This is a genomic window from Aggregatibacter segnis ATCC 33393 (assembly GCF_900476035.1).
GTDB lineage: Bacteria > Pseudomonadota > Gammaproteobacteria > Enterobacterales > Pasteurellaceae > Aggregatibacter > Aggregatibacter segnis.
Genome location: NZ_LS483443.1, coordinates 1,556,884 through 1,581,832, shown reverse-complemented (window position 1 = coordinate 1,581,832; position 24,949 = coordinate 1,556,884). Strand labels below are relative to the sequence as shown.

21 protein-coding genes and 1 pseudogene are annotated in these 24,949 nt (G+C 41.7%); 9 read left to right on the top strand and 13 right to left on the bottom strand.

What is annotated here, in order from left to right:
- Positions 1-86 precede the first annotated feature (86 nt).
- The 6 genes from ribH to dapB are packed head-to-tail and all read left to right on the top strand — an operon-like array spanning position 87 to position 3,961.
- On the top strand, positions 87-560 hold the full coding sequence (gene ribH / locus DQN58_RS07690; RefSeq protein WP_006718423.1) for a 6,7-dimethyl-8-ribityllumazine synthase: 474 nt from the start codon (positions 87-89) through the stop codon (positions 558-560).
- Positions 561-566: 6 nt separating this feature from the next.
- Complete coding sequence (gene nusB / locus DQN58_RS07685; RefSeq protein WP_109103870.1) at positions 567-992, top strand: transcription antitermination factor NusB; 426 nt, start codon at positions 567-569, stop codon at positions 990-992.
- A gap of 24 nt (positions 993-1,016) precedes the next feature.
- Positions 1,017-2,000: a thiamine-phosphate kinase gene (gene thiL / locus DQN58_RS07680; RefSeq protein WP_006718421.1), complete on the top strand. Its 984-nt coding sequence runs from the start codon at positions 1,017-1,019 to the stop codon at positions 1,998-2,000.
- A 10-nt stretch (positions 2,001-2,010) separates the two neighbouring features.
- Positions 2,011-2,502, top strand: coding sequence for a phosphatidylglycerophosphatase A family protein (locus tag DQN58_RS07675; protein WP_006718420.1), 492 nt, complete (start codon positions 2,011-2,013; stop codon positions 2,500-2,502).
- 7 nt (positions 2,503-2,509) lie between these two features.
- The gene (locus DQN58_RS07670) at positions 2,510-3,130 is read left to right on the top strand and encodes a LysE family transporter (protein WP_006718419.1); all 621 of its coding nucleotides are present in this window, start codon (positions 2,510-2,512) and stop codon (positions 3,128-3,130) included.
- 18 nt (positions 3,131-3,148) lie between these two features.
- Entirely contained in the window at positions 3,149-3,961 is an 813-nt protein-coding gene (dapB, locus tag DQN58_RS07665; protein ID WP_006718418.1) for a 4-hydroxy-tetrahydrodipicolinate reductase, read from the top strand.
- 72 nt (positions 3,962-4,033) lie between these two features.
- On the opposite strand, the gene yfaE is transcribed toward dapB, so the two are convergent.
- The 10 genes and pseudogenes from yfaE to DQN58_RS07610 all read right to left on the bottom strand — a co-directional run bounded on the left by yfaE (position 4,034) and on the right by DQN58_RS07610 (position 17,419).
- Entirely contained in the window at positions 4,034-4,282 is a 249-nt protein-coding gene (gene yfaE / locus DQN58_RS07660) for a class I ribonucleotide reductase maintenance protein YfaE (RefSeq protein ID WP_032998152.1), read from the bottom strand.
- A 68-nt stretch (positions 4,283-4,350) separates the two neighbouring features.
- Complete coding sequence (locus DQN58_RS07655) at positions 4,351-5,736, bottom strand: SLC13 family permease (protein WP_006718416.1); 1,386 nt, start codon at positions 5,734-5,736, stop codon at positions 4,351-4,353.
- Between the two features lie 258 nt (positions 5,737-5,994).
- Positions 5,995-7,125, bottom strand: a complete 1,131-nt coding sequence (gene nrdB / locus DQN58_RS07645) for a class Ia ribonucleoside-diphosphate reductase subunit beta (RefSeq protein ID WP_005700384.1) — start codon at positions 7,123-7,125, stop codon at positions 5,995-5,997.
- Between the two features lie 86 nt (positions 7,126-7,211).
- A complete protein-coding gene (locus tag DQN58_RS07640) occupies positions 7,212-7,535 on the bottom strand; it encodes a hypothetical protein (protein ID WP_006718412.1) in 324 nt (107 codons plus the stop codon).
- 15 nt (positions 7,536-7,550) lie between these two features.
- Complete coding sequence (nrdA, locus tag DQN58_RS07635) at positions 7,551-9,821, bottom strand: class 1a ribonucleoside-diphosphate reductase subunit alpha (RefSeq protein WP_006718410.1); 2,271 nt, start codon at positions 9,819-9,821, stop codon at positions 7,551-7,553.
- A gap of 298 nt (positions 9,822-10,119) precedes the next feature.
- Positions 10,120-13,215, bottom strand: coding sequence for a type I restriction endonuclease subunit R (locus DQN58_RS07630; protein WP_006718409.1), 3,096 nt, complete (start codon positions 13,213-13,215; stop codon positions 10,120-10,122).
- Between the two features lie 92 nt (positions 13,216-13,307).
- Positions 13,308-13,541 (bottom strand): annotated as a pseudogene (locus DQN58_RS07625) (hydroxyacid dehydrogenase); the annotation flags it as partial.
- Positions 13,542-13,545: 4 nt separating this feature from the next.
- Positions 13,546-14,700, bottom strand: coding sequence for an AAA family ATPase (locus DQN58_RS07620; RefSeq protein ID WP_006718406.1), 1,155 nt, complete (start codon positions 14,698-14,700; stop codon positions 13,546-13,548).
- Position 14,701: 1 nt separating this feature from the next.
- Positions 14,702-15,865: a restriction endonuclease subunit S gene (locus DQN58_RS07615; RefSeq protein WP_109103825.1), complete on the bottom strand. Its 1,164-nt coding sequence runs from the start codon at positions 15,863-15,865 to the stop codon at positions 14,702-14,704.
- Positions 15,866-15,871: 6 nt separating this feature from the next.
- Positions 15,872-17,419, bottom strand: a complete 1,548-nt coding sequence (locus tag DQN58_RS07610) for a type I restriction-modification system subunit M (RefSeq protein ID WP_006718399.1) — start codon at positions 17,417-17,419, stop codon at positions 15,872-15,874.
- A 315-nt stretch (positions 17,420-17,734) separates the two neighbouring features.
- Between DQN58_RS07610 and DQN58_RS07605 the strand changes: the two genes are divergently transcribed.
- Genes DQN58_RS07605 through DQN58_RS07595 form a run of 3 tightly spaced genes read left to right on the top strand, consistent with a single transcriptional unit; the run spans position 17,735 to position 21,882 of the window.
- Positions 17,735-18,763, top strand: coding sequence for an ABC transporter substrate-binding protein (locus tag DQN58_RS07605; protein WP_006718398.1), 1,029 nt, complete (start codon positions 17,735-17,737; stop codon positions 18,761-18,763).
- A 58-nt stretch (positions 18,764-18,821) separates the two neighbouring features.
- Positions 18,822-20,840, top strand: a complete 2,019-nt coding sequence (locus DQN58_RS07600) for an ABC transporter permease (RefSeq protein WP_006718395.1) — start codon at positions 18,822-18,824, stop codon at positions 20,838-20,840.
- A gap of 1 nt (position 20,841) precedes the next feature.
- Entirely contained in the window at positions 20,842-21,882 is a 1,041-nt protein-coding gene (locus DQN58_RS07595) for an ATP-binding cassette domain-containing protein (protein ID WP_006718393.1), read from the top strand.
- A 99-nt stretch (positions 21,883-21,981) separates the two neighbouring features.
- Here the strand turns inward: DQN58_RS07595 and DQN58_RS07590 are convergent, their stop codons facing one another.
- From DQN58_RS07590 to metX, 3 genes are all read right to left on the bottom strand, one after another.
- Positions 21,982-22,302: an HI1450 family dsDNA-mimic protein gene (locus DQN58_RS07590; RefSeq protein ID WP_032997890.1), complete on the bottom strand. Its 321-nt coding sequence runs from the start codon at positions 22,300-22,302 to the stop codon at positions 21,982-21,984.
- 123 nt (positions 22,303-22,425) lie between these two features.
- Complete coding sequence (gene purR / locus DQN58_RS07585; protein WP_006718389.1) at positions 22,426-23,427, bottom strand: HTH-type transcriptional repressor PurR; 1,002 nt, start codon at positions 23,425-23,427, stop codon at positions 22,426-22,428.
- Between the two features lie 314 nt (positions 23,428-23,741).
- The gene (gene metX / locus DQN58_RS07580; RefSeq protein WP_006718387.1) at positions 23,742-24,833 is read right to left on the bottom strand and encodes a homoserine O-acetyltransferase MetX; all 1,092 of its coding nucleotides are present in this window, start codon (positions 24,831-24,833) and stop codon (positions 23,742-23,744) included.
- Positions 24,834-24,949 lie beyond the last annotated feature (116 nt).

Genomic DNA, 24,949 nt, shown 5'->3' with positions numbered 1-24,949 from the left:
CACTTTGGCTTTTTCTTACTGCCAGAAAATGAATTTTATGCTAGAATCCGCGCACTCTTTTTTATTCATCTTACAAAGGAAATCACATGAAAATTTTAGAAGGTCATATTGCTGCACCAGAAGCGAAAGTTGCCGTTGTTATCGGACGCTTTAACAGTTTTATCAATGAAAGTCTTTTGGAAGGTGCTCTTGATGCGTTGAAACGTGTCGGTCAAGTAAAAGACGAAAATATCACTTTAGTTCGCGTGCCGGGCGCGTATGAATTGCCATTAGTTGCGCGTCGTTTGGCGGAAAGCAAAAAATTTGATGCCATCGTGGCTTTAGGCACGGTGATTCGTGGTGGCACAGCGCACTTTGAATATGTGGCAGGCGAAGCCAGCAGCGGTTTAGGCAAAGTGGCGATGGAATCTGACATTCCGGTGGCGTTCGGCGTATTAACCACGGAAAATATTGAGCAAGCCATTGAACGCGCGGGCACCAAAGCAGGCAATAAAGGCGCGGAAGCAGCTTTGGTTGCGTTAGAAATGGTGAATCTTTTAAATCAAATTCAGGCAGCGTAAGTGACAATGACGGAACAAGTAAAAAAAATCTCTCCTCGTCGTCGTGCGCGTGAATGTGCCGTTCAAGCCTTATATTCTTGGGCGGTTTCACAAAATTCACCGGAAATCGTGGAACTCAATTTCATGACCGAACAGGACATGAAAGGCGTGGACACCCCGTATTTCCGTAAATTATTCCGCCAAACGGTGGAAAATGTGGAGGCAGTGGAGCGCACCATGCAAGGCTACTTGGATCGTGGTTTAGAGGAACTGGATCCAATCGAAAAAGCTATTTTGCGTTTAGCGGTGTATGAGCTGCAATTTGAGGCGGATGTGCCTTATAAAGTGGTGATCAACGAAGCGATCGAAGTCGCCAAAGTGTTTGGCGCAGATGAAAGCCACAAATACATCAACGGTGTGTTGGATAAAATCGCACCGGTTGTACGACGTTAATCTTCATTGAGACAAGGAGGCACAATGACAGAGGGTGAATTTGATATTATTCAACGCTATTTTACCGCCTCTAAACGTGTGCCTCGTAAAGATGTCCTCCTTTCTGTCGGTGACGATTGTGCCGTCACCGAATTAAATCCTAATCAGCATCTTGCGATTACCACCGATACCATGGTGGAAAACGTCCATTTCCTGCCGAATATTCGTCCTGCCGATTTGGCGTATAAAGCCGTTGCGTGCAATTTAAGCGATCTTGCTGCTATGGGCGCAGAGCCGGCTTGGATTTCATTAGCCTTAACCTTGCCAAAAATTGATCATGATTGGTTAGCAGAATTCAGCGAAAGTTTTTTTGATATCCTTGATCATTACAACGTGGATTTAATTGGTGGAGATACAACCAAAGGTCCGTTAAGCGTCACCATTACCGCGCAAGGTATTATGGCGAAGAACAAATGCCTTTGTCGCCATCACGCCAAAGTGGGCGATTGGATCTATGTATCCGGCACCTTGGGCGATAGCGCTGCGGGCTTGTCTTTCTTGTTACAAGGCAAAAGTGCGGTCAATTCTGCGCAAGAATATTTAATTCGTCGCCATTTACATCCTACACCAAGAGTCCTACTCGGCATGGAACTGGCCATGACCGGTTTTGTGAATGCCGCCGTGGATATTTCAGACGGGTTGGTTGCCGATCTTGGGCATATTTTAACGCGTAGCCAATGCGGCGCGGTGATTGAGTTGGACAAACTCCCACTTTCCCCTCAATTAATTGATGAATTCGGTGCGGAACAAGCGGAGCAATTTGCCTTATCGGGCGGTGAAGACTATGAGTTATGTTTTACCGTGCCGGATAGCCATAAAGCGAAATTAGAAAAAGCCTTGGCGCATCTTGGCATATCTTATACCTGTGTTGGACAAATTCGCCATGCCGGCAAAAAGCGCATTCAATTTCAACGTAACGGCCAGCCGGTAGAGATTGTCACTCACGGCGGTTTCGATCATTTTAAATAGGTCTTTTATTATGACTGCACCACAAAATCCCCTTGAACGGGTGACGTTACGTAATCCTATTCATTTTCTCGCATTGGGTTTCGGCTCCGGTTTATTGCACCCGGCGCCCGGCACGTGGGGCAGTTTGGTTGGCGTGATCGTTGGCGCATTATTATTGCCTTGGCTCGGTGCAAAAACGTTTTTTATATTGACCGCACTTTGTTTCTTTCTTGGCATTTGGTTATGCGAACGCACTAGCCACGACATGGGCGTACATGATCATGGCAGTATTGTGTGGGATGAAATTGTCGCCGTTTTCTTGGTGCTGTTAGCCGTGCCGCAAGTGTCTTTATTTTGGTGCGCGATTGCGTTTGTAACCTTCCGTCTATTTGATATTTTAAAACCTTATCCGATTCGCTATTTCGATGAAAAACTTACCAATGGTTTTGGCATTATGGTGGATGATATTTTGGCAGCAGGTTATAGCATTCTCGTCATTCTCGCCTTAGCGCATTTTATCTAGCGACATCATGTTACATTTAATGTTCGTTCATTTAATGGGATTGCTTTCGCCAGGGCCCGATTTCTTTTATGTCAGCCGTGCTGCGGCAATACATTCTCGGCGAACCACAATTTATGGTGTGATTGGCATCACGATTGGTGTCACCATTTGGGCAACGGCTGCGGTGTTAGGTTTGGCGATTGTGTTTAAAACGATGCCGGCGTTGCAAGGCATTGTCATGGCATTGGGCGGTAGCTATTTGTTTTATCTCGGTGTGAAAATGGCTCGTATCACAACCAATGCGGTATTTGATGAAAGCAATTTGGTACAAAACACCGCGTCTAAAAATGAAATCATCAAAGGTTTGTTGGTGAATTTATCCAATGCCAAAGTGGTGATTTATTTCAGCAGCGTGATGTCTTTTGTCCTCGTCAATATCACCGAAACGCAGCAAATGTTGACCGCACTTTTGCTTATCACGATAGAAACCTTTGTTTATTTCTATGTGATTTCCCTCTTATTTTCACGTCCCTTTGCAAAACGTTTTTATAGCCGATATAGTCGCTATATGGATAACGCATCAGGCGTGATTTTTATTTTATTTGGCGCATACTTAATTTACAGTGGTGCGTTGAATATCATGAGTTAGTTTAAATCGGAGAAGATTATGGAGTTAAGAATTGCCATCGTAGGCGCAGGCGGACGCATGGGACGTCAGTTGATTCAAGCAGTACAAAACGCAGAAGGCGTGGCATTAGGTGCGGCATTTGAGCGTAAAGGCTCCTCATTGGTGGGCGCAGATGCCGGTGAGTTGGCAGGCATTGGCAACTTAGGCATTCAAGTGGGCGATGATTTAAACGCGGCAAAAGAACAATTCGATGTGCTGATTGATTTCACCCGTCCGGAAGGCACCTTGGAACATTTGGCATTTTGTGTGGCGAATCAAAAAAATATGATTATTGGCACGACAGGCTTTGATGACGCGGGCAAAGCAGCGATTAAAGCCGCTTCAGAGCATATTGGCGTTGTGTTTGCCTCTAACTTCAGCGTGGGCGTGAATCTGGTGTTTAAATTATTGGAAAAAGCCGCCAAAGTGATGGGCGATTATTGCGACATCGAAATCATTGAAGCACACCATCGCCACAAAGTTGATGCGCCGTCCGGTACCGCACTTTCCATGGGCGAGCACATTGCCAAAACGTTGGGGCGTGATTTGAAAACCCACGGCGTATTTTGCCGTGACGGCATTATCGGTGAACGTAAACGAGATGAAATCGGCTTTTCTACGATTCGCGCTTCCGATGTGGTTGGCGAACATAGCGTTTGGTTTGCCGATATCGGCGAACGCGTTGAAATTGCTCACAAAGCTTCCAGCCGTATGACCTTTGCTAACGGCGCCGTGCGTGCCGCGAAATGGCTTGAAGGAAAAGACAAAGGCTTGTTTGATATGACGGATGTGTTGGATTTGAATAATCTATAAAAGTAGGGGCGAGTAAAGCCCCTTTTTTGTTCAGCTTCATTGATCAAAGTGCGGTCATTTTTTACGGCGTTTTTAAAGTTCAATCTCCAAATCTTCTTCTACCTGACAACAACACAATAAAATCTCATCTGGTTGTAAAAAGGCTAACGGTGTTTCCGCATAGGACACTTTGCCTTTTTTTATTTTTACTCGGCAGGAACCGCAATAGCCACTGCGGCATTGGTATTCATGGTAAATGCCATGTTGTTCCAAGCGATTGAGGAGCGGGATTTGATTATCGTGTTCGATGGTTTGACGGCTGTGTAATAAATGAATTTTCATGATCATTAAAATAAAAAAGAGCAGTTAAAAAACTGCTCTAAATAGCATTGGGCGTATTGTAATCGAAATTAGATCCACACGAAATATGCCATGCCGCCAATTATTCCGATACAGAAAAGATTGAGAATAAAGCCGACCTTTGCCATATCCACTTGTTTGACATGGCCTGTCGCGAACACGATAGCGTTCGGCGGTGTAGCAATTGGCAACATAAAGGCACAGCTTGCACCACAGGCGATGATGGCAGCGAGGGCGATTGGTGGCAAGTTTAAGGTTTGCGCCACTGAAATCACAATCGGCATGATCAATGCTGCGCTGGCGGTGTTAGAGGTGAATTCTGTGAGGAAGATGATGAATGCGCTGACGACGAAACAAAGCACCCACAGCGGTTTTTCATTGGTAAATTGCACAATGGTATCTGCCATGATTTTACTGGCACCGGAGTCTTTCATCACGATACTCAAGGTTAAACCACCGCCGAAAAGCATTAACACGCCCCATTCCACACGTTCTTGAATTTCTTTCCATTTGGCTACACCGGTTACGCCGATAATCACCACGACGGTTAAGGCGATAATACTGTCGAAGCTATCAATTTTTTTCTCTAAGCCCAGTAAACCGGAGAACCACGGGTTGATGAGTGAACTAAACAGAAGCAGTAATGCCATCACGCTGAAGATAACGAGAGTGATGATGTTCTTTTTGGTGAAAGAGACTTTTTCAAGAGAAGGGGAAAATTCAACTTGGAAATTGGGACGTAAAATCACCCAAAGGGCAAAGAGCATGGAAGGTAGCAAGAACAGCATTACCGGGAAGCCATAGCCTAACCACTCGGTGAAAGTCACTTGAATTTGAGAGGCCAAGATGGCATTAGGAGCGCTACCGACTAAAGTGCCAATGCCACCAATACTGGCACAGAACGCCATGCCTAATAAGGTAAACGCATACAGGCGATAATTTTTTTCTGCATTCAGCCCTTTTAACATCCCGATGGTGAGTGGCAACATCATTGCCGCGACAGCAGTATTGTTGATCCACATAGATAAAAAGGTGGTTACCCCAAATAAATACGCCACGGAAAGTTTTAAATTGCCTTTGGCGAGTCGCACGATGTAGTTCGCAATGATTTTATCCAGTTGCTGAATTTGTAATACCGCCGCAATCACAAAGCCGCCGAAGAACATATAAATAATCGGGGTAGCAAAAGGTGCAAGGGCTTTCTGTGTGTTAATGAGCCCTAAACCAATGGCGAGAATCGGCACCATAAGCGAGGTCACCGTAATATTAAAGGCTTCTGTCAACCACAAAATACCGATGAACGTCAGCAAGGCCAAGCCACGGTTTTCCTTTGGTGAGAAGGGCAATGTGTTGATTAGCACCAACATCAAGATAAAATCCAAAACAAGAATAATCAGGCTTTTATATTTAGCGAAGAAAGGGATTTGTGTTTGCATAATAAATGTCCTCCATGGCTGCTATTTATTAGCATTGTTTTAATAAACTAGAAACATTTTTTTAACAAAATTGTGACGGCTATCAAATATATTTTGTGAAGAAGAAAGAGATAAAAGTGCGGTGATTTTTATGAAAGGATTACATGCTTGTTTTAGTGAGTAGAGGAGGCAATCCTTGATAAATAAAAAAGTGCGGTAGATTTTACCGGCGTTTAAAAACACTCGAAAAATCCACCGCACTTTTAGCGATATGAAAGATTATAGATCGAAATCGTCGAAATCTTTTGTATCTACTTTGGAGTCAATTTGACCTACAAGATAAGAACTCACTTCCACTTCTTGCGGGGCTACTTGTACGTTGTCGGAAACTAACCACGCATTGATCCAAGGAATCGGGTTGGAGCGCGCTTGGAATGGCAATGGCAAACCGACTGCCTGCATACGGATATTGGTGATGTATTCCACATATTGCACCAAAATGTCTCTGTTCAAACCGATCATGGAACCATCTTTAAACAAATAATCCGCCCAGTCTTTTTCTTGTTCTGCTGCCGCTAAGAATAAATCGTAGGCTTCTTGTTTGCATTCCTCGGCAATTTCCGCCATTTCAGGATCGTCTTGACCTGCCGCCATAATGTTTAAAATATGCTGCGTACCGGTTAAGTGCAACGCTTCATCACGAGCGATGAATTTAATGATTTTCGCATTGCCTTCCATTAATTGACGTTCTGCAAAGGCAAAAGAACAGGCGAAAGACACATAGAAACGAATGGCCTCAAGCGCATTCACGCTCATTAAGCACAGGTAAAGTTGTTTTTTCAAATTACGTAAGGTGACGACACATTCTTTGCCATCCACGGTGTAAGTGCCTTCACCGTACAGGCTGTAAAGTTGGCTGTCGCGGATTAAATCGTCGTAATAAGAAGAAATATCGCGCGCGCGTTTGATGATTTCTTCGTTGGTCACGATATCGTCAAACACGATAGACGGATCGTTTACAATGTTACGAATAATGTGCGTGTAAGAACGGGAATGGATAGTTTCGGAGAACGTCCAGGTCTCGATCCAGGTTTCCAATTCAGGAATGGATACCAACGGCAACAACGCCACGTTTGGGCTACGACCTTGAATGGAATCCAACAAGGTTTGATATTTTAAGTTACTGATGAAAATGTGCTTTTCATGCTCAGGCAACGCCGCATAGTCGATACGGTCTTGTGACACATCCACCTCTTCCGGACGCCAGAAGAAGGAAAGTTGTTTTTCAATGAGCTTTTCAAAGGTCTCATATTTTTGTTGATCGTAACGGGCAACGTTAACGTTTTGACCAAAGAACATCGGTTCTTTTAACTGGTCGTTTTTGTTTTGTGAGAAAGTGGTGTATGCCATTTTTTTGTCCTTTAATCTTATGAGTAAAGTGCGGTCAGTTTTTAAAATGTTTTTTTATGCTGGCGCAAGCGTCTTCGCTTGTGCCTTTAGTTTATTTGCTTAGCACAAGCGTGGACGCTTGCGCTATCGGATGGGTTTTCTTTTACAAATTGTTCCCATAATTGGGGCAACAATCGCCCTATAGTGATACAAATTGTACGAATCGGTTCTTCCATTGCTGGATAGGCAATGTAAGTTAATTCTGACAGATTTACGGATGACACATAAATTTGTCCTAAAGATCTAATTTTTAATTGGCAATCAGGATAAATTTCAGCCACTTTATTTTGAGAAAAACGAATAAACTCTTCTAAATAGCTTTTAGAATAACCAGTTAAAAATTTAGAGCTAAAAGATAATGAAATTATCATGTTATATCCTTAAAACTAAATCTTACACGCCCCACCAGCACAGCCATCATCTAAATCTTCTTGGCTGTCTTCGGCACCGTCACGGGTGTTTTGGTAGTAGAGGGTTTTTAAGCCGTATTTGTAAGCGGTTAACAGATCTTTTAACAACACTTTCATCGGCACTTTGCCGTCTTCAAAACGTTTCGGATCGTAGTTGGTGTTGGCGGAGATGGCTTGGTCAACGAATTTTTGCATGATGCCGACCAAGTGCAAGTAGCCGTCGTTGCCTGGGATGTCCCAAAGCAATTCGTAGTTTTCACCGAGGTTTTCATAATCCGGCACCACTTGTTTCAAAATACCGTCTTTCGAGGCTTTGACGCTCACATGGCCGCGTGGCGGTTCGATACCGTTGGTGGCGTTGGAAATCTGAGAAGAGGTTTCCGACGGCATGAGGGCGGTGAGGGTAGAGTTGCGCAAACCGAATTCTTGAATATCGCGGCGTAGGCTTTCCCAGTCGTAATGCAACGGCTCGGAGGTTAAGCTATCGATGTCTTTTTTGTACGTATCGATCGGCAAAATGCCTTGTGCATAAGTGGTTTCGTGGAAATATTCACATGCGCCTTGTTCTTTCGCCAAGTTCATGGAGGCTTTCAATAAGTAATATTGAATGGCTTCGAAAGTGCGGTGGGTTAAATCGTTGGCGCTGCCGTCAGAATAACGCACGCCGTGCTTCGCCAAGTAGTACGCGTAGTTAATGACGCCGATACCTAAAGAACGACGGGCTAGGGAACTGCGTTTTGCCGCAATCACCGGATAATCTTGGTAATCTAATAAAGCGTCCAATGCGCGTACGGCAAGATCCGCCAAATTGTCTAGCTCGTCTAAGTTGTCCAATTTGCCCAAGTTAAAGGCGGAAAGGGTACAAAGGGCGATTTCGCCTTGTTCATCATTAATGTGGCTTAACGGTTTGGTTGGCAAGGCGATTTCCAAGCACAGGTTGGATTGTCGCACCGGTGCCACTTTCGGATCGAACGGCGAGTGGGTATTGCAGTGATCCACGTTGTGAATGTAAATACGACCGGTGGATGCCCTTTCTTGCATTAATAAAGAGAACAATTCCACGGCTTTCACGGTACGTTTACGAATGGATGGATCCTGTTCGTATTGTACGTAAAGTTCTTCAAACTTGTCTTGATCCGCAAAGAACGCTTCATAAAGTCCCTTCACGTCGGACGGGCTGAATAGGGTAATGTCGCCGCCTTTGATTAAGCGTTGATACATTAATTTGTTCAGCTGTACGCCGTAGTCCATGTGACGCACGCGGTTGTCTTCCACACCACGGTTGTTTTTTAACACCAACAAGCTTTCTACTTCTAAGTGCCAAATTGGGTAATACACGGTTGCCGCACCGCCACGTACACCGCCTTGGGAGCAAGATTTCACGGCAGTTTGGAAATATTTATAGAACGGAATACAACCGGTATGGAACGCTTCGCCGCCACGAATTGGGCTACCCAGCGCACGAATCGCACCGGCATTTACACCGATACCAGCACGTTGGGACACATATTTCACAATGGCGGACGCTGTAGCGTTAATGGAATCCAAGCTGTCGCCACATTCAATCAACACGCAAGAGCTGAATTGGCGAGTTGGCGTACGTACACCAGCCATGATTGGGGTTGGCAAGGAAATTTTGAAGGTAGAAGTTGCATCGTAGAAACGACGGATATAATCCAAACGGGTTTCTTGCGGGTATTTGGAGAACAGGCTTGCCGCCACTAATAAATAGAGGAATTGGGCAGATTCGTAGATCTCACCGGTCACGCGGTTTTGAACGAGATATTTGCCTTCTAATTGTTTCACAGCTGCATAAGAGAAGGTCATGTCGCGCCAATGGTCAATAAAACTGTCCATTTCATCCCATTCTTCACGGGTGTAATCATCCAATAAGGCATGATCGTATTTGCCCATGCGCACCAATTTTTTCACATGATCGTATAAACGCGGCGGATCGAAATGGCCGTAAGCCTTTTTACGCAAATGGAACACCGCAAGGCGTGCGGCAAGGTATTGATAATCCGGAGAATCTTTGCTGATTAAGTCTGCAGCTGCTTTGATAATGGTTTCGTGAATATCAGAGGTACGAATGCCTTCGTAAAACTGAATGTGAGAACGCAATTCCACTTGCGACACGGAGACATTGTCCAGTCCTTCTGCCGCCCAGGTAATCACGCGGTGGATTTTATCGAGGTTAATCGGCTCCAGTGTGCCGTCACGTTTGGTGACCATTAATGCTTTATTCATGAAAGACGCTACTCCTTAGATATATACCCAAAACACAACATATAGTTGCAAGCCAAAAAATTGGGCACAAGATAATGTGTTGAGATAAAGAATTCAAGCGATATATTTTTTTATCTCTTAGTTGACATTAAATAACTGGTTATAAATAAAGAAGATTTTTCTATGGGCGGAAATAGGCATTTATTAAAATTTGTGCGCGAGATCAAATTTTGAATTAAAAACGGAGCCGAAGATGTTTTGGGGGATCAAAAGTGCGGTGAAAAAATAGATTGAATTTCAACCGCACTTTTTTATTTGACTAGAGATTTCCTCCAATCCCTTTAAACTTCTCAACAAATGCGGCGATTTTTTGGAATATACGTTGTTTTATTGTGAGGTATTGTGGATTAAGCGGGCTCATTTTAGGGAGTGCGTCATTTAAATCCGTGCCTTGTTCACTGGCGTAGCCACGTTTTAATGAAACGTTAATATAACGTTTCGCTGCATCAATATTCAGTCCTTCACTGCTCATCAATTCATCGGCTTCTTGTTGTTGCTCTTTTTGGGCAAATTGGAAGAACGACTCAATAATGCCGGCTTTGTCGGCAATGTTATCCAAGTCAGTTTGATTAATAAAATCCACAATCAAACTTTCTTTTGCTCGATTTCCTAGGCTTGCTCGAATGATAGAGCGAATTTCATCAATGAGTTCAGATTTATTTTTCGTTTTCTTATTGTGTTCGAAAATCAATTCTAAGATGTAATCCAGATTGATTTCTTGGGATTTTAATAAATCCACTTCAAACACCACATCGTCCCAATCAATCGTTGATTTTGCTTTTTCCTCGCCCTCTTTTTGACGACGGAGCCAATCGCGAATATCATTGTAAGTAGAGCGATAATTTTGAATATTGCGTTCACTTGGTATATCAATAGGCCGCATTTCAGCAAAAGCGTCATCCGTTAAATAATACTTTTCTTTAAAGGCTTCAACAGCTTTTTCATCCGTAGTATCAAGCGATTGGAAAGCTTGCAAAGCGGCAAATTCGTCATAATTTTGCAGAATATTTTCAACCCGCAAATATTCACCAAATAATTTCACAAAGTCTTTCTTATCTTTTTCCGTTTGAATTTCACTTGGATCAGGAAATTTTTCTTTTAGCTCAGTTACAATATCAACATATCCACGACAAGCAACACCGGCATCGGTAAAGCCTTCCATATATTGTTGATAACTTTTTTCCAATACGACATTGCGTGTATTGGACTTACCGAAAAGCGTAATGGCATCAATGGTGTCTTGTTCTAAATCACGGAAGGTCACGATGTTGCCAAAACTTTTAGTGCTGTTATAAATGCGGTTTGTACGTGAATAAGCTTGAATCAAACCATGGTAGCGTAAGTTTTTATCTACGAATAAGGTGTTTAATGTCGGCGCATCAAAACCGGTTAAAAACATCCCAACGACAATCAATAAATCCACTTCTTTGTTTTTGACACGTTTGGCTAAATCACGGTAGTAGTTTTGGAAGGATTTACCATCCACGTCGTAATTTGTTGCAAAATAGCTGTTGTAATCGTCAATGGCTGATTTTAAAAATTCTTTGGCAGTAGAATTCATCGCTTCTACTTCAAAACTTTCATCGGCAATATCTCCTATTGCGTCTTGCTCCTCATTGGCGGCAAAGGAAAAAATTGTCGCAATTTTAAGTGGATTTTTAACCGCACTTTGCAACCGTTTGAACGTTTCGTAATAGATTTTAGCCGCATCGACACTGCTTACGGCAAACATGGCATTAAAGCCATGATTACCCGCATTAAAACGATGGGTTTTTTGTTTGAAATTATCTAAAACATATTGAGCAATTTGCTCGATACGTTTAGGTTGTAAAAAGGCTTGTTTCTTCTCAAGTGCGGTCAGTTTTTCAAGACTTTTTTCGGTTTCAATGCTCTTAAATTGTGGACGAACATCATTGTAATCCACTTTAAATTTCAGTACTTTTTCATCACGAATCGCATCGGTGATAATGTAAGAGTGAAGTTCAATGCCAAAAACACTTGCCGTGGTTTCTGCACCTAATGCGTTACTTGGGAAAATCGGCGTACCGGTAAAACCAAATTGATAGTATTTTTTAAATTTTCTCGTTAGATTTTTTTGCGCTTCACCAAATTGAGAACGATGGCATTCATCGAAGATAAAGACCACTTGTTTATCGTAAATCGGTAATTTATCTTCCGATTTCATCAGGTTATTGAGCTTTTGAATGGTGGTAACAATGATTTTATTGTCGTCTTTGTCGATATTGCGTTTTAACCCCGCCGTATTTTCCGAACCATTCACGCTATCCGGTGAAAAGCGTTGGTATTCCTTCATGGTTTGATAGTCCAAATCCTTTCTATCTACTACGAAGAATACTTTTTCAATAAAGTCTAATTCCGTTGCAAGGCGTGCAGCTTTAAAGCTGGTGAGCGTTTTGCCGGAGCCGGTGGTGTGCCAAATGTAGCCGCCACTTTCTTTATTGCTCCAATTTTTAGCCAAATAAGAACTTTTAATTTTCCATAAAATACGTTCGGTGGCGGCAATTTGATACGGGCGCATAATCAATAGGGTGTCGGAAACATCAAACACACAGTAATTCACCAACACATTAAGCAGGGTATGCTTTTGCAAGAAGGTCGCTGTAAAATCTTTTAAATCTTTAATTAAGGTATTTTTTGCCGTAGCCCAATTCATTGTGAACTCATAGCTATTCTTATCGCGCTTGGTAGTGTTGGCAAAATAGCGAGTATCTGTTCCATTAGAAATGACAAAAATCTGAATGTATTTAAAGAGAGAGTTTTCTTTATTGAAGCTTTCTTTGCTATAGCGATGAATTTGATTAAAGGCTTCACGAATAGCCACACCGCGTTTTTTCAATTCAACATGCACAAGCGGTAAACCATTCACCAAAATTGTCACATCATAACGATTATCATAGCTGCCGGTTTGTTCGAATTGATTGATGACTTGCAGAGTGTTATTGGCAAGATTTTTCTTATCTAGCAGATAAATATTCTGAATGCGTCCATTATCAAACACAAAATCATAAATATAGTCATCATGGATTTTACGGGTTTTCTCAATTAGGCTATCACTGGGTTTATCCAAATATTCCTCTAAAAAACGTCGCCATTCCGCATCGGAGAAAATCACGTTATTTAAGCGTTGTAACTGTGTCCGTAAGTTTTTGACCAACGCATCATGGTTATTGAGCCCCTGTAAATACTCATAGCCTTGTGCCTGCAAATCACGGATAAACTCACGCTCAAGGCTTCCTTCTGTTTGATAACCAGCATTAGGCTCTTCTACAAGCTTATTATATTGATCTAAAACGATAAAATGGTTGGATTCGGCAATGGTTTTGTATTGGGTCATGAGTGGTTCCTTAATTATTAATGTTTTTGCTTTTTCAGATCTTTTTGCCAGTTTTCTAAAATTTCTAAATCTTTAGTATCTATTTACAATGTTTTTGCCTGATATTGCTCACCATTCTGGGCAGTTATTAAGTAATCCTTAATAACTGAAAACTCATCTAACTCTTTGTCTTGTAATATGTTCTGCATATGGGTGGTTATATTTTGTACAGAGGTGTTAAAAAGTTCCGCAATCTGATTTTGAGTCAACCAAGCCTCATTTTCGACAACCAATAAAGCAACGTGAGATTTGCCATCATCGGTATTGTAGATGATTAAGTCGTTCATATTTTTACTCTGTTGTATTATCAGTTTGTGGCTCTTTAATCTTTTCTTCTATATAGAAACCATAATTATTAATTAGATGTTCAAGTAAATATTTAACAATCTTCTTTTCGGCATCTGTTGGTTCAGCGATTATCTCATTTGATAACGTAGAGTGACTAGTAAAATTGATTATACGAGTGTAATAGCTTTGTCTTGCATCATCATTGGGTAATAGATTTGACCATCCTGAATAACCAAGAAAGTTGGTAGTTTTTTCATATAAATTTCTCAGTAACATGAAATGATATTTTTGAATATCTTTAGATTCAACTTTTTCAAGTAGATTTCGTAGAAAAAGATGATAGGAGAAACTTTTGTTTGAACCACCTTGTTTCTCCTCTATATCAAATCTTTCGTTTTCATTTTTATTTTCATCTTTTCTTAGAATATAACCACTTTTTGCTCCAAGCTCATTATATAAAACGTTATAGAATAAAGGGTTGTGTGTAGTGATAATAAATTTTATAGTATTGGGGCTATCTTTGACTAATTCCGCTAAATCAACCGCCAACTGAATAAGATGATTTTCATCTAATGAACTTACTGGATCATCAATAAAAATATATTTAAGTTCATCAAATTCATTAGTAGAGCGTTCTGTTGGTTCAGAAATATTTAATTCAGCAACAACTTGTTCAATTAACGTATGAAAAATACTCCAAATAAAATTACTTTCTTCCCCCCTAGATAGTTTTATATTTTCTTCAGGTGTATCATCTCCACGTGCAAAATTGAATGTAATTTGATTATTATCAATATCAAATTTAGGCATAAGTTTTTCATCACAATAATGATGAAATTTTCCAATCACTTTGCCTTCATCCCCTTGATCTTTAATCAACCAACGAATAAAAGAATTTGGTTGAATCTTTAATTTAGATTCAGCGTCATTAAGAATATAATTATCCCAATAGAATAAATCCTCGGTAAACGCATTGAAATAAAGTATTTTTCTTCGTGTTAGCTCTTCTTCATTACCATGATTTTCTTTAGGTGCGATAAGATTCTTAAAGGCTTTTGATAAACGGGTTTTTCCACTTCCATTAAAGGCGTAAATTAGATTAACCTTTTTATCGGAATCTCTTAACTGTTTTGCAATTTCGTCTAAACTTTTAGTCATATTATTCTCTGCCTGGGAAATTCAATAACAATTCTCTGTAATACTCATACCGCTTTTGGCTTTGTTCAATCGCTAAAGGCAAGCCTTCGGTGATGGAGTTGGTGAGGGTTTCAAATTTATCTAAGATTGAAACGATACGTTGTTGTTCTTCGAGTGGAGGAATTGGTATTACAACATCAAGTATTTGATCCTTTCTTAAATTTGTCTGATCTGTACCATTATCATATTTTGTCAATTGTTTATTTCTATTTAAAAAATGATTAACAAAACTAGGGAGTAATTCCACCTCTTCTTTTACTGTAATTCTTCCTATACGTTGATTAAGAGTATATTTGTTGTCTTCTGTTACAAAGAATGTTTTTGCAAGAGCCTTTCCATTTGGCAAATCACTCATCACAATCAAAATATCCTCTTTAAATAAAGGAACAAGCTGGTCATTACAGTATTTTTTTACAGCTCCATTTGTTGAAATAAATTTTGAATTTATAACAATAAATGAACCATTTTCATCAATGTTTTTTTCATGCCCTTTCCCATTTTGGAAATAAGCCACATCAATAAGTTTCTTCTTCGCCCCCCCCATATTTAATCGTTCTAAACTATCGAAAGATAACAATCTCTCCCGATAGTATTCATATTGCTTCCGGCGTAGTATAAGCTCGCTGGTAAGCTCGCTGGTAAGCGCTGTCAATGCGTCCAAAATTTTTACGATTTCGGTTTGGACGGAGAGTGGGGGGATGGGGATTGGAATTTGTTGTAGTTTAGCTTTTGTTAATTTTGCACGATCCTTTCCAGCTAAGAATGGAATGAAATTCATATTAGTTAAATAATGGTATAAAAAACGATTATTTAATTTTTCTTTGCCATTCACTACATGAACGTGGTTATTTGCCCAAAATTTACCTACAGCCCATTGGATAGAGTAATTTTCTAGACTAGCAGAACCATCTTCAGCAATTAATACAAATTCTCCATCGTGAGTATATCCCTCGACATAATCCTGTATATTATTTGCACCATAATATGGAATATTCCCTGACACTCGTAAGGATGATTTGACAGGTTTTCTTGCATTATTGACGATATTGGCAACTTCATCTAAGGGCTTCCACTCAACCTCAGCCCCATCTAATAATTTTTCTAAAAAAGTGTGGTTGTTTTTCATGGTGTTTTACCCCTCAATCTCCGCCACAATCTTGTCAATTTCCGCACGCAAGCGGTCGATATTAGCAACGGTTTGTTTAATTTCCGCATTGAGTTTATCGATATCAATCACCTCTCGGGTGTCTTTTTGTTCCACATAAGAACTCACCGCAAGGTTGTATTCATTGTTAACGATGTCTTCAAAGGACACGGATTTGGCTAAATGCGGTACATCTTCTTTATCGGCAAACAATTTGAGAATTTGCTCGATATGTTCCTCTTCCAAAATATTGTTATTGGTGGCGGATTTAAATAAACCGCTGGCATCGATAAATTGGGTTTGGGTATCGGGTTTATGTTTGGAAAGCACCAAAATATTCACCGCAATACTGGTGCCGAAAAAGAGATTTGGCGCAAGCGCAATTACCGTTTCCACATAGTTATTATCCACCAAATATTGACGAATTTTTTGTTCCGCACCGCCACGATAAAAAATACCGGGGAAGGAGACAATCGCCGCACGGCCTTTTGCTGAAAGATAGCTTAACGCATGCAAAATAAAGGCGAAGTCCGCTTTGGATTTTGGCGCAAGCACGCCGGCAGGGGCAAAGCGTTCATCGTTAATCAGTGTTGGGTCATCCGAGCCAATCCATTTTACAGAATAAGGCGGGTTAGAAACGATAGCATCGAAGGGTTTATCGTCACCAAATTGAGGATTCATTAAGGTGTTGCCAAGGGCGATATCAAACTTGTCGTAGTTGATGTTATGTAAAAACATATTCATACGGGCAAGGTTGTAAGTGGTGTGATTGATTTCCTGCCCGAAGAATCCTTCTTCGATGATGTGTTCATCAAATTGTTTTTTCGCTTGCAATAATAAAGAACCCGAACCGGCAGCAGGGTCGTAAATTTTATTGACCTTGTCTTGTCCATATAAAGCCAATCGGGCAATCAGCTTGGAAACGCATTGTGGCGTAAAGAACTCACCACCCGATTTACCGGCATTAGCGGCATAGTTGGAAATTAAAAATTCGTAAGCATCACCGAATAAATCAATATGATTATCTTCAAAGTCACCAAAATCTAACTCGGCAACGCCTTTTAATACCGCAGCGAGACGGCTGTTTTTATCGGCAACGGTATTGCCCAAGCGGTTGCTGGTGGTATCAAAATCAGCAAATAAGCCTTTGATATCCTGTTCAGAAGGGTAGCCAGTAGCGGAGTTTTCAATATCTGTAAAAATGCTTTTTAGGTCTGTATTTAAATTCGGATTAGTATTGGCTGTTGCCACGACATTTTTAAATAATTGGCTAGGGTAAATAAAATAGCCTTTTGCTTTGATAGTATCTTCTTTGATGGCAGCAATAATAGGGTTGTCATCATTAAACGCAGAATAATCAACGCTATCATCGCCACCTTCAATATAGTTGGCAAAGTTTTCACTGATAAAGCGATAGAAAAGTGTACCCAAAACATACTGTTTAAAATCCCAACCATCAACAGCGCCTCGTACATCATTCGCGATTTGCCAAATACGGCGTTGAAGCTCTTCTCGTTGTTGAATTGCAGTGGCCATGATTGAAACTCCTTAGAAATCATAAAAATAATTGAGAATTAAGGCGTTATTCTACCTTTAATGTTATGTTTTGATAAAGATTAAAACCACCTAAAGAATCAAATGAGTAGATAAAAACGAAAAGTGCGGTCTTTTTTCCCAACAAATGTTAAACCGCACCCACAAGTTCCTCGTTTTTGTTTACATGATATTGGTTGTACCTGTATTTATTCGGCTTTCATTGGCATAAAAATTAAACGCAATCGGTTTCGATTTTTTCATGTAATGGCATATAATCTGAGCCTTTCGTTATGTCAGTTATAAGAGAGCGTTCAAATGCAAAAATGGTTTAAACAGAGTTTAGGTTTGGTGTGTCTTTCGTCTTTATTTTTTAGCCAACAGGCGGCGGCGGAAGGACGTTTGACCGTGTATTGCACGGTGCAAAATGCCTTGTGTGAAAAGGTAACGACGCAGTTTGGTGAAAAATATGACGTGAAAACCGAATTTGTGCACGGAGGCACTGAAACCATTTTTGGCAAGATCAACGCGGAGAAAGATAATCCGCAGGCAGATTTTTGGTATGGCGGCACCATTGAGCCTCATTTCCAGGCGGGCGAGTTGGGTTTGTTAGAAGCCTACCGTTCGCCAAAACAAGCGGAAATTTTACCGCAGTTTAAACCACTCATGGCGCAAAAGGGTGATTTCACTTCCGTAGCCTACATGTTGGTGTTGGGCTTTGGTGTGAATACACAAAAATTGGCGCAACTAGGATTGCCTGCGCCGCAAACCTGGGAAGACTTACTCAAACCGGAATATAAAGGTGAAATTCAACTGCCGGATCCGCGTGCTTCCGGTACGACTTATACGATCATGGCAACCTTGATTCAACTTTGGGGCGAAGAGAAAGCCTTTGATTATTTGAAAAAGCTTAATGAAAATGTCTCGCAATATGTGAAAAGTAATTTGGTGACAGCGAATTTATCTCGTGGTGAAAGTGCGGTGAGTGTTGGTTTTGTGCATGCGTATGCCACGGAAAAAGAAAAAGGCGCGCCGGTGGAAACGGTGATCCCACAAGGCAAAACCGGTTATGCGTTGGGCGGTGCGAGTATTATTAAAGGCGCACGCAACCTCGATAATGCCAAACTTTTTATGGATTTTGTGTTGTCGAAAGAGGTGCAGGAAATACCATGGCGTGAATTCGGTTTATATCAAATCCCAACCAATGCCAACGCGGAATCTTCACCAAAATCCGTTGACCCGAAGAAATTAGATTTTGTTGAATTTGATTTTGTGAAATTCGGTTCTAAAGATGAAGGCAAGCGATTAATTAATAAGTGGCTGGCTGACATCAAATTATCGAAATAATCCTACCGATGCTCGGCACCCTATGCTGTGCCGAGCAAGATCTTATGCTGACGTATCCATGCTAAAACACCTATTCCATCAGCCTATCACTTGGATTTTACTCGCTTTTCTGGCATTTGCCTGTTTGCCGGTGCGAGCCTTGGATTATGGTCTTTTCGGGGCGACCGCAACAGAATATTTTGCCGCGATGGGATGGGTTCAGGTCAATATCAGTTGGCTGTGGTTTGGTGCATTATGGATTTTCCCCTTTTTTCAGCGACTGCCTGATTCTCGTTGTTCCGCAAAAATAACCGTTATTTTGACCGCACTTTTGGTTGCTTTCATTTGGTTCTCGGCGGAGGCCTATGCTTTCCGTTTCGGCTATGCGGTGATTTTCCTGTTTATTGCCATCGGCGCCATATTCGTGGATGCCTTAGCGCATTTAGGTTTTTTACGGGGGGAGCGTTTTTTATTGGCGGTCGCCACCGGGCTTGCCGTGTTGGTGATCGGCTTTATTTTTTATCCGATAAGCGCATTATTTACGATCTTTTTTACCGGCGAATCCGGTGAGTCTGGTAATGTTTTTACGTTATTAAACCACCTTGGCTTGTGGAAAGTCATTGGCAATTCCTTGGCGGTATCGTCTGCGGTCGGCGTATGTTCTGTTGCCTTTGCGCTTGTTTTGGCGTTGTACACCACAAGAATTGCCAAACGCAGTTTTTTCATCAGTAAGGTTTTTTCTTTGTTGCCGATGGTGACGCCGCCTTTTGTTGTTAGCTTAGGCGTGATGTTGATGTTTGGTCGCTCAGGCTATGTGACACAATTTCTCGCGCAACATTTCGGCGTGAACCCGAATTGGCTTTATGGTTTTAACGGTATTCTGATTTCCCACACGTTGGCATTAACGCCCATGGCATTTATGTTGTTGGAAGGGGCATTAAAAAACCTTTCCCCGAAATTGGAAGAAGCCGCCGTCATGCTCGGCGCAAATCGTTGGCAGAGTTTCCGTTTTATCGTGTTGCCGTTATTAAAACCGGCACTAGCCAATGCCTTTTTAATCGTGATGGTGCAATCTTTGGCGGATTTCAGCTCGCCTTTCGTGTTAGGCGGCAATTTTGATGTGTTAGCAACGCAAATTTATTTTTACATTGTGGGGGCGCAAAACGATTATTTCTCCGCAAGTGTCTTGGGGATTATTTTGTTAAGCATTTCTCTCGGCGTTTTCTGGCTGCAATATCATTCTATCGGGCGCAAAAATTATGTCACGCTCTCGGGCAAAGGGTTTGAAGGACGCAGTACGCCGTTATCTCTTGGTTTAAAAATCACCGTTGTGAGCATTTTTGCTGCCTGGGTTGGCTTCAATGCCGTATTGTACGGCAGTATTTTTTACGGCAGCGTGATGCAGAACTGGGGTGTTAATCACACCTTTACTTTGCAACACTACATCACGCTATTCGGACAAGGCTGGAAGAACGGTGCGATTCCGTCTTTAGTGCAAACCGTATTATTCGCCGTGATCGCCGCACCTTTTACTGCCATGAGCGGTTTTTTATTGGCGTATTTCTTTTCTCGTCATCGCTTCTTCGGACAAAAACACATTGAATTTCTGACGTTACTCAGTTTTGCGGTGCCGGGAACGGTTGCCGGGGTGTCTTACATCCTTGCGTTCAATAATGTGCCGCTCTATTTAACCGGCACCGGGGCGATCATTGTGCTTTCGATGGTCACGCGCAATATGCCCATTGGTTTGCGTGCCGCATTAGTGAATTTTAAACAACTGGATCCGGCATTGGATGAAGCCGCCTATTCTTTAAAAGCTAGCGCGTTTCAGACGTTACGTTTTATTACCTTGCCTTTATTGAAGCCCGCTTTATTGTCTGCTTTGGTGACCAGTTTTGTGCGTGCGATGACGACCATTAGCGCGATTATTTTCTTAGTTACACCAAGCACCCGCGTGGCAACGTCATTTATTTTAAATCGGGTGGAAGACGGCGATTACGGCTTAGCGGTGGCGTACGGCGCCAGTTTAATTGTGATTATGATGCTGGTTATCGGCTTATTCGGTCGATGGGTTGGTGAGACAAAGTTAGGACGATAACATGACACAATATATTGAATTAAAACAGGTTTATAAAGCTTTTGGTTCAACCAAGGTATTGCAAGATTTCAATCTTACCTTTGAAAAAGGTAAATTTACGACTTTATTGGGCGCCTCAGGTTGTGGCAAAACCACCATTCTACGTCTTATTGCCGGGTTGGAAGATCTCGATCAAGGGCAAATTTTATGTGACGGAAAGGATATCAGCTGTCTACCGCCACAACAGCGAGGCGTGGGGATTGTTTTTCAATCCTACGCGCTTTTCCCTCATTTAACGGTGGGGGAAAATGTGGCATTTGGTTTAAAAATGCAGGAAACCCATTCCTCCGACATTGCTGAAAAAGTTAGCCGAGCATTAAAAATGGTGGAACTTGAAGGGTTTGAGCATCGCCGTATTGAACAACTTTCCGGTGGACAACAACAACGTGTCGCCTTGGCGCGGGCGTTGGTGATTACGCCACAAATTTTATTATTTGATGAGCCGTTAAGTAATTTGGATACCAATTTGCGTCGTACGATGCGTGAGATGATTCGCCATTTACAACAAAAACTCGGTATTACGGTGCTTTATGTGACTCACGATCAAACAGAAGCCTTTGCTATTTCTGATGCAGTAGTGGTGATGAATCAAGGAAAAGTCGAACAGATTGGTTTGCCGAATACCCTCTATCATCATCCAACCTCTCGTTTTACGGCAAACTTCATGGGCGAGGTGTCTTTCTTTCCGGTAAGCGTAAAAAACGGAAACTATGTTCTGGCAGAAAATGCGTTGTCGATTGAATCAGATGTGCCACCGCAAGAGGGAAACTATGTGCTCGGTATTCGCCCTGAAGGCGTGTTCTTGGCACTCACCGGCGAACCTGCGGAACGTTGTGAAGTACAATCGGCGATTTCTATGGGGAGTTATTGGGAGATTCAGGTGCAATGGCATGGTTTGCCATTATTGGTGCATTTAAATCCAAATGATTACATACCAAATCAGCCCGAGTATTTTGTTAAGTTACGTCCGATTGGTTGGTTTGTGCTGCCTGTAGAGGAATAGGAAAGACTGAAAGTGCGGTGGGTTTTTACCGTGTTTTTCGCCCTGTGTTAGACGAACAGGGCGAGGGTATTAACGTGCCGGAATGAACGGAAATACGCGTTATTCTTTCCAAATAATATGATATTGACGATCTTCTTCTCGGTGAGAAATTAAAAACTTGGCAAAAATATCATCCATTTCATCTTGTTCATTCACCAGTCCAATCCAGACTTCGGCATATTCTTCCGGATCAATTAACACGCCAATTTCTTCTTCCCAGTTATCGGCGGTTTCAACAAACTCAACAGCGCCACGTTCTTCAAATTGCAGATTAAATAACAGAATATCGGCAGGATCGAGATTTTCCGGTGCCATCTCTAGAAAAATATCGTAGGCAATATCAATTGCCGTATCGGGATCCAGTTTTTTGAATTCGCTCATTTGTGTATTCCATGCAGTAAATTGAGGGCTCATCATAGCATAATTGTGGGAGAAAGTGCGGTCGGTTTTTATGGTGTTTTAAATGCGAAGAAAAGGGGCTTTTTTAGCCCCTTTTTTATTTACTTATACTATCTTTTTCACCGATTTGCGAACCACCAATTCAGGGTAGATTTCAATTTTTTCTTTTTGATCGGATTTATGGTTAATGCGTTCAAACAATAAATTCACCGCTTGCACACCTAAACGAGACTTAGATTGGTGCACGGTTGTCAGCGGCGGTGAATAAAAACGGGAGGCATGAATGTTGTCATAACCGATAATGGAAATGTCTTCCGGTACACGTAAGCCTTTTTCGCCAATCGCGGAAATCGCACCCAACGCCATGAGATCGTTACAACAAAATACCGCGGTTGGTAAGTTATCTTGGCTTAAAATTTTATTCATGCACTCATAGCCGTCTTCCGGTTCAAAAAAGCCTTCCATCACCCAGTTCGGATTAACGGTTAAACCGGCTTCTTTTATCGCATGGATAAAGCCCTCATAACGGGTTTTCGCGGTTGTTTTGGTGAGCTCACCGGCAATAATGCCGATGTGTTTATGGCCGTTTTCAATGAGATGTTTGGTGGCTAAATAGCCGCCATCAAAGCTGTTATCTTGGATGATGTCTGTGTGTACGTTCGGGCCCCAATCCATCACGACCATCGGGATATTTTCAAAGGAATGAAGTAGATTTAACGAATCCGGCAAGTATTCGGAACACATAACCAAAATGCCATCTACGCGTTTTTTCGCTAGCATTTCTAAATGGTTTTTGATTTTTTCCGCATTATTTTGCGTGTTACACAGAAACAATGAATAACCTTGGCGATAGCAGTGTTCTTCTACTGCATGAATGATTTCCGCAAAATAAGGCGCTTCACTGGTGGTGACGATCATGCCGATAGATTTGGTGGTATTCACTTTAAGGCTACGCGCCACCGCACTTGGGGAATAATTCAGATCTTTGATGGCCTGTAAAACCAAACTTTCGGTTTCTTGTGCCACAAAGCGGGTTTTATTGATTACGTGCGACACCGTGGTGGTGGATACGCCTGCCATTTTGGCAACATCTTTGATGGTAGCCATAACGTTCTCCCTAAAAAATTTTGGCTATTATAAAGAGGTAAGTACTTTTGGTTAAGGGCATAACACAGAATTTTTATTAATCTGTCGGCTTTTTCATATTTGGTTGGCTTTTTATGTGAATTTTTTGTTAAGATATAGGCTCTTTTAACATAAAGACAAAAAAAAGAGGTGAATCATGGGGACTTTCGGTTATGCAATGATGACGGTTGCGCTTTCTCTTAGCGTGATTCTTGTTTTAGCGTTTTCCATTTTCTAATGAAAAACACATCAAAAAGAAACCGCACTTCGTTTTAAAGTGCGGTTTCTTTTTAGACTCATTTTTCTATTTTTCCTGCTAATCCATCACGGATTTTATGTTCAAAAAAGGCGTAGTCCACTAAAAAGGCATCATGACCATAGTCAGAGCTGAATTCGTAATAATTTAAATTCACGCCATTTTCTTCCAATAGCTGTTTGCTTTTGCGTAATTCCGGCAATTTGAACAGTTGATCGTTATCCACAGAAACTAACGTGTAACGTGCTTGAATGCGAGAAAGTGCGGTTTTTAAGTCGGCATAACCGAGGCTTGGATCGTATAAATCCAACGCGCGTAGTAAATGCAGGTAGCTATTGGCATCGAAGCGCGCAAGAAATTTCTGTCCTTGGTAGCTCAAATAAGATTCCACTTGGAAATAGTCCCCCTGCAAATTGCCTTCTGCTTTGGTCGCGCGTCCGAAAGCTTTGGTCAGCTGAACATCTGTGCGATAGGTAAGCATGCCAAGCATACGCGCTAACGCTAATCCTTTATCCGGTTTTGCACCGTCGTAATAATCGCCGTTATTGAAATTTGGGTCACTGATAACCGCTTGACGCATGACGTGATTAAATCCGATGGCTTCTGCACTGAAAGACAGAGAAGAGCATAAATTTACTACGTTGGAAACAAAATCAGGGTAATCAATCGCCCATTGATTGGCTTGCATTCCGCCAAAAGAGCCCCCAATGATGGCGTGTAAATGTGGAATCGCCAGTGAGTCTAGTAATGCTTTTTGTACTTTTACAATATCTTGTACTACGACGGTAGGAAATTGACTGCCGTATGGACGACCGGTTTGCGGATTAACTGAAGAAGGACCGGTTGTGCCTTTACAACCACCAAGCACATTGGAACAAATAAAGAAATAGCGCGAAGTGTCTAATGCCAATCCGTCACCCATGAAGTTTTGCCACCAACCTTGTTGGTTTGCCTCTTGATCAAAATAAGGTTCGGCATCCCCGGTAAGGGCATGGCAAATTAACACGGCATTGCTTTTATCCGCATTCAATACACCGTAAGTTTGATAGGCAACGTCGATGTGTTCCAGTTGACCGCCTAACGTAAGCTGTAAAGGTTGATGGGTAAAAACGGTGGTCTTTTTTATTGTCATTGCAAAATCCGGCGCAATTTCTCTTGTTATCAGTAAAGGTGAGTAACGTTACATCCTGCGGCTATCCCTTGTCAAGAAATTTTAGACGTCTAAACATCTGGAAGTTTTTAAGGCTA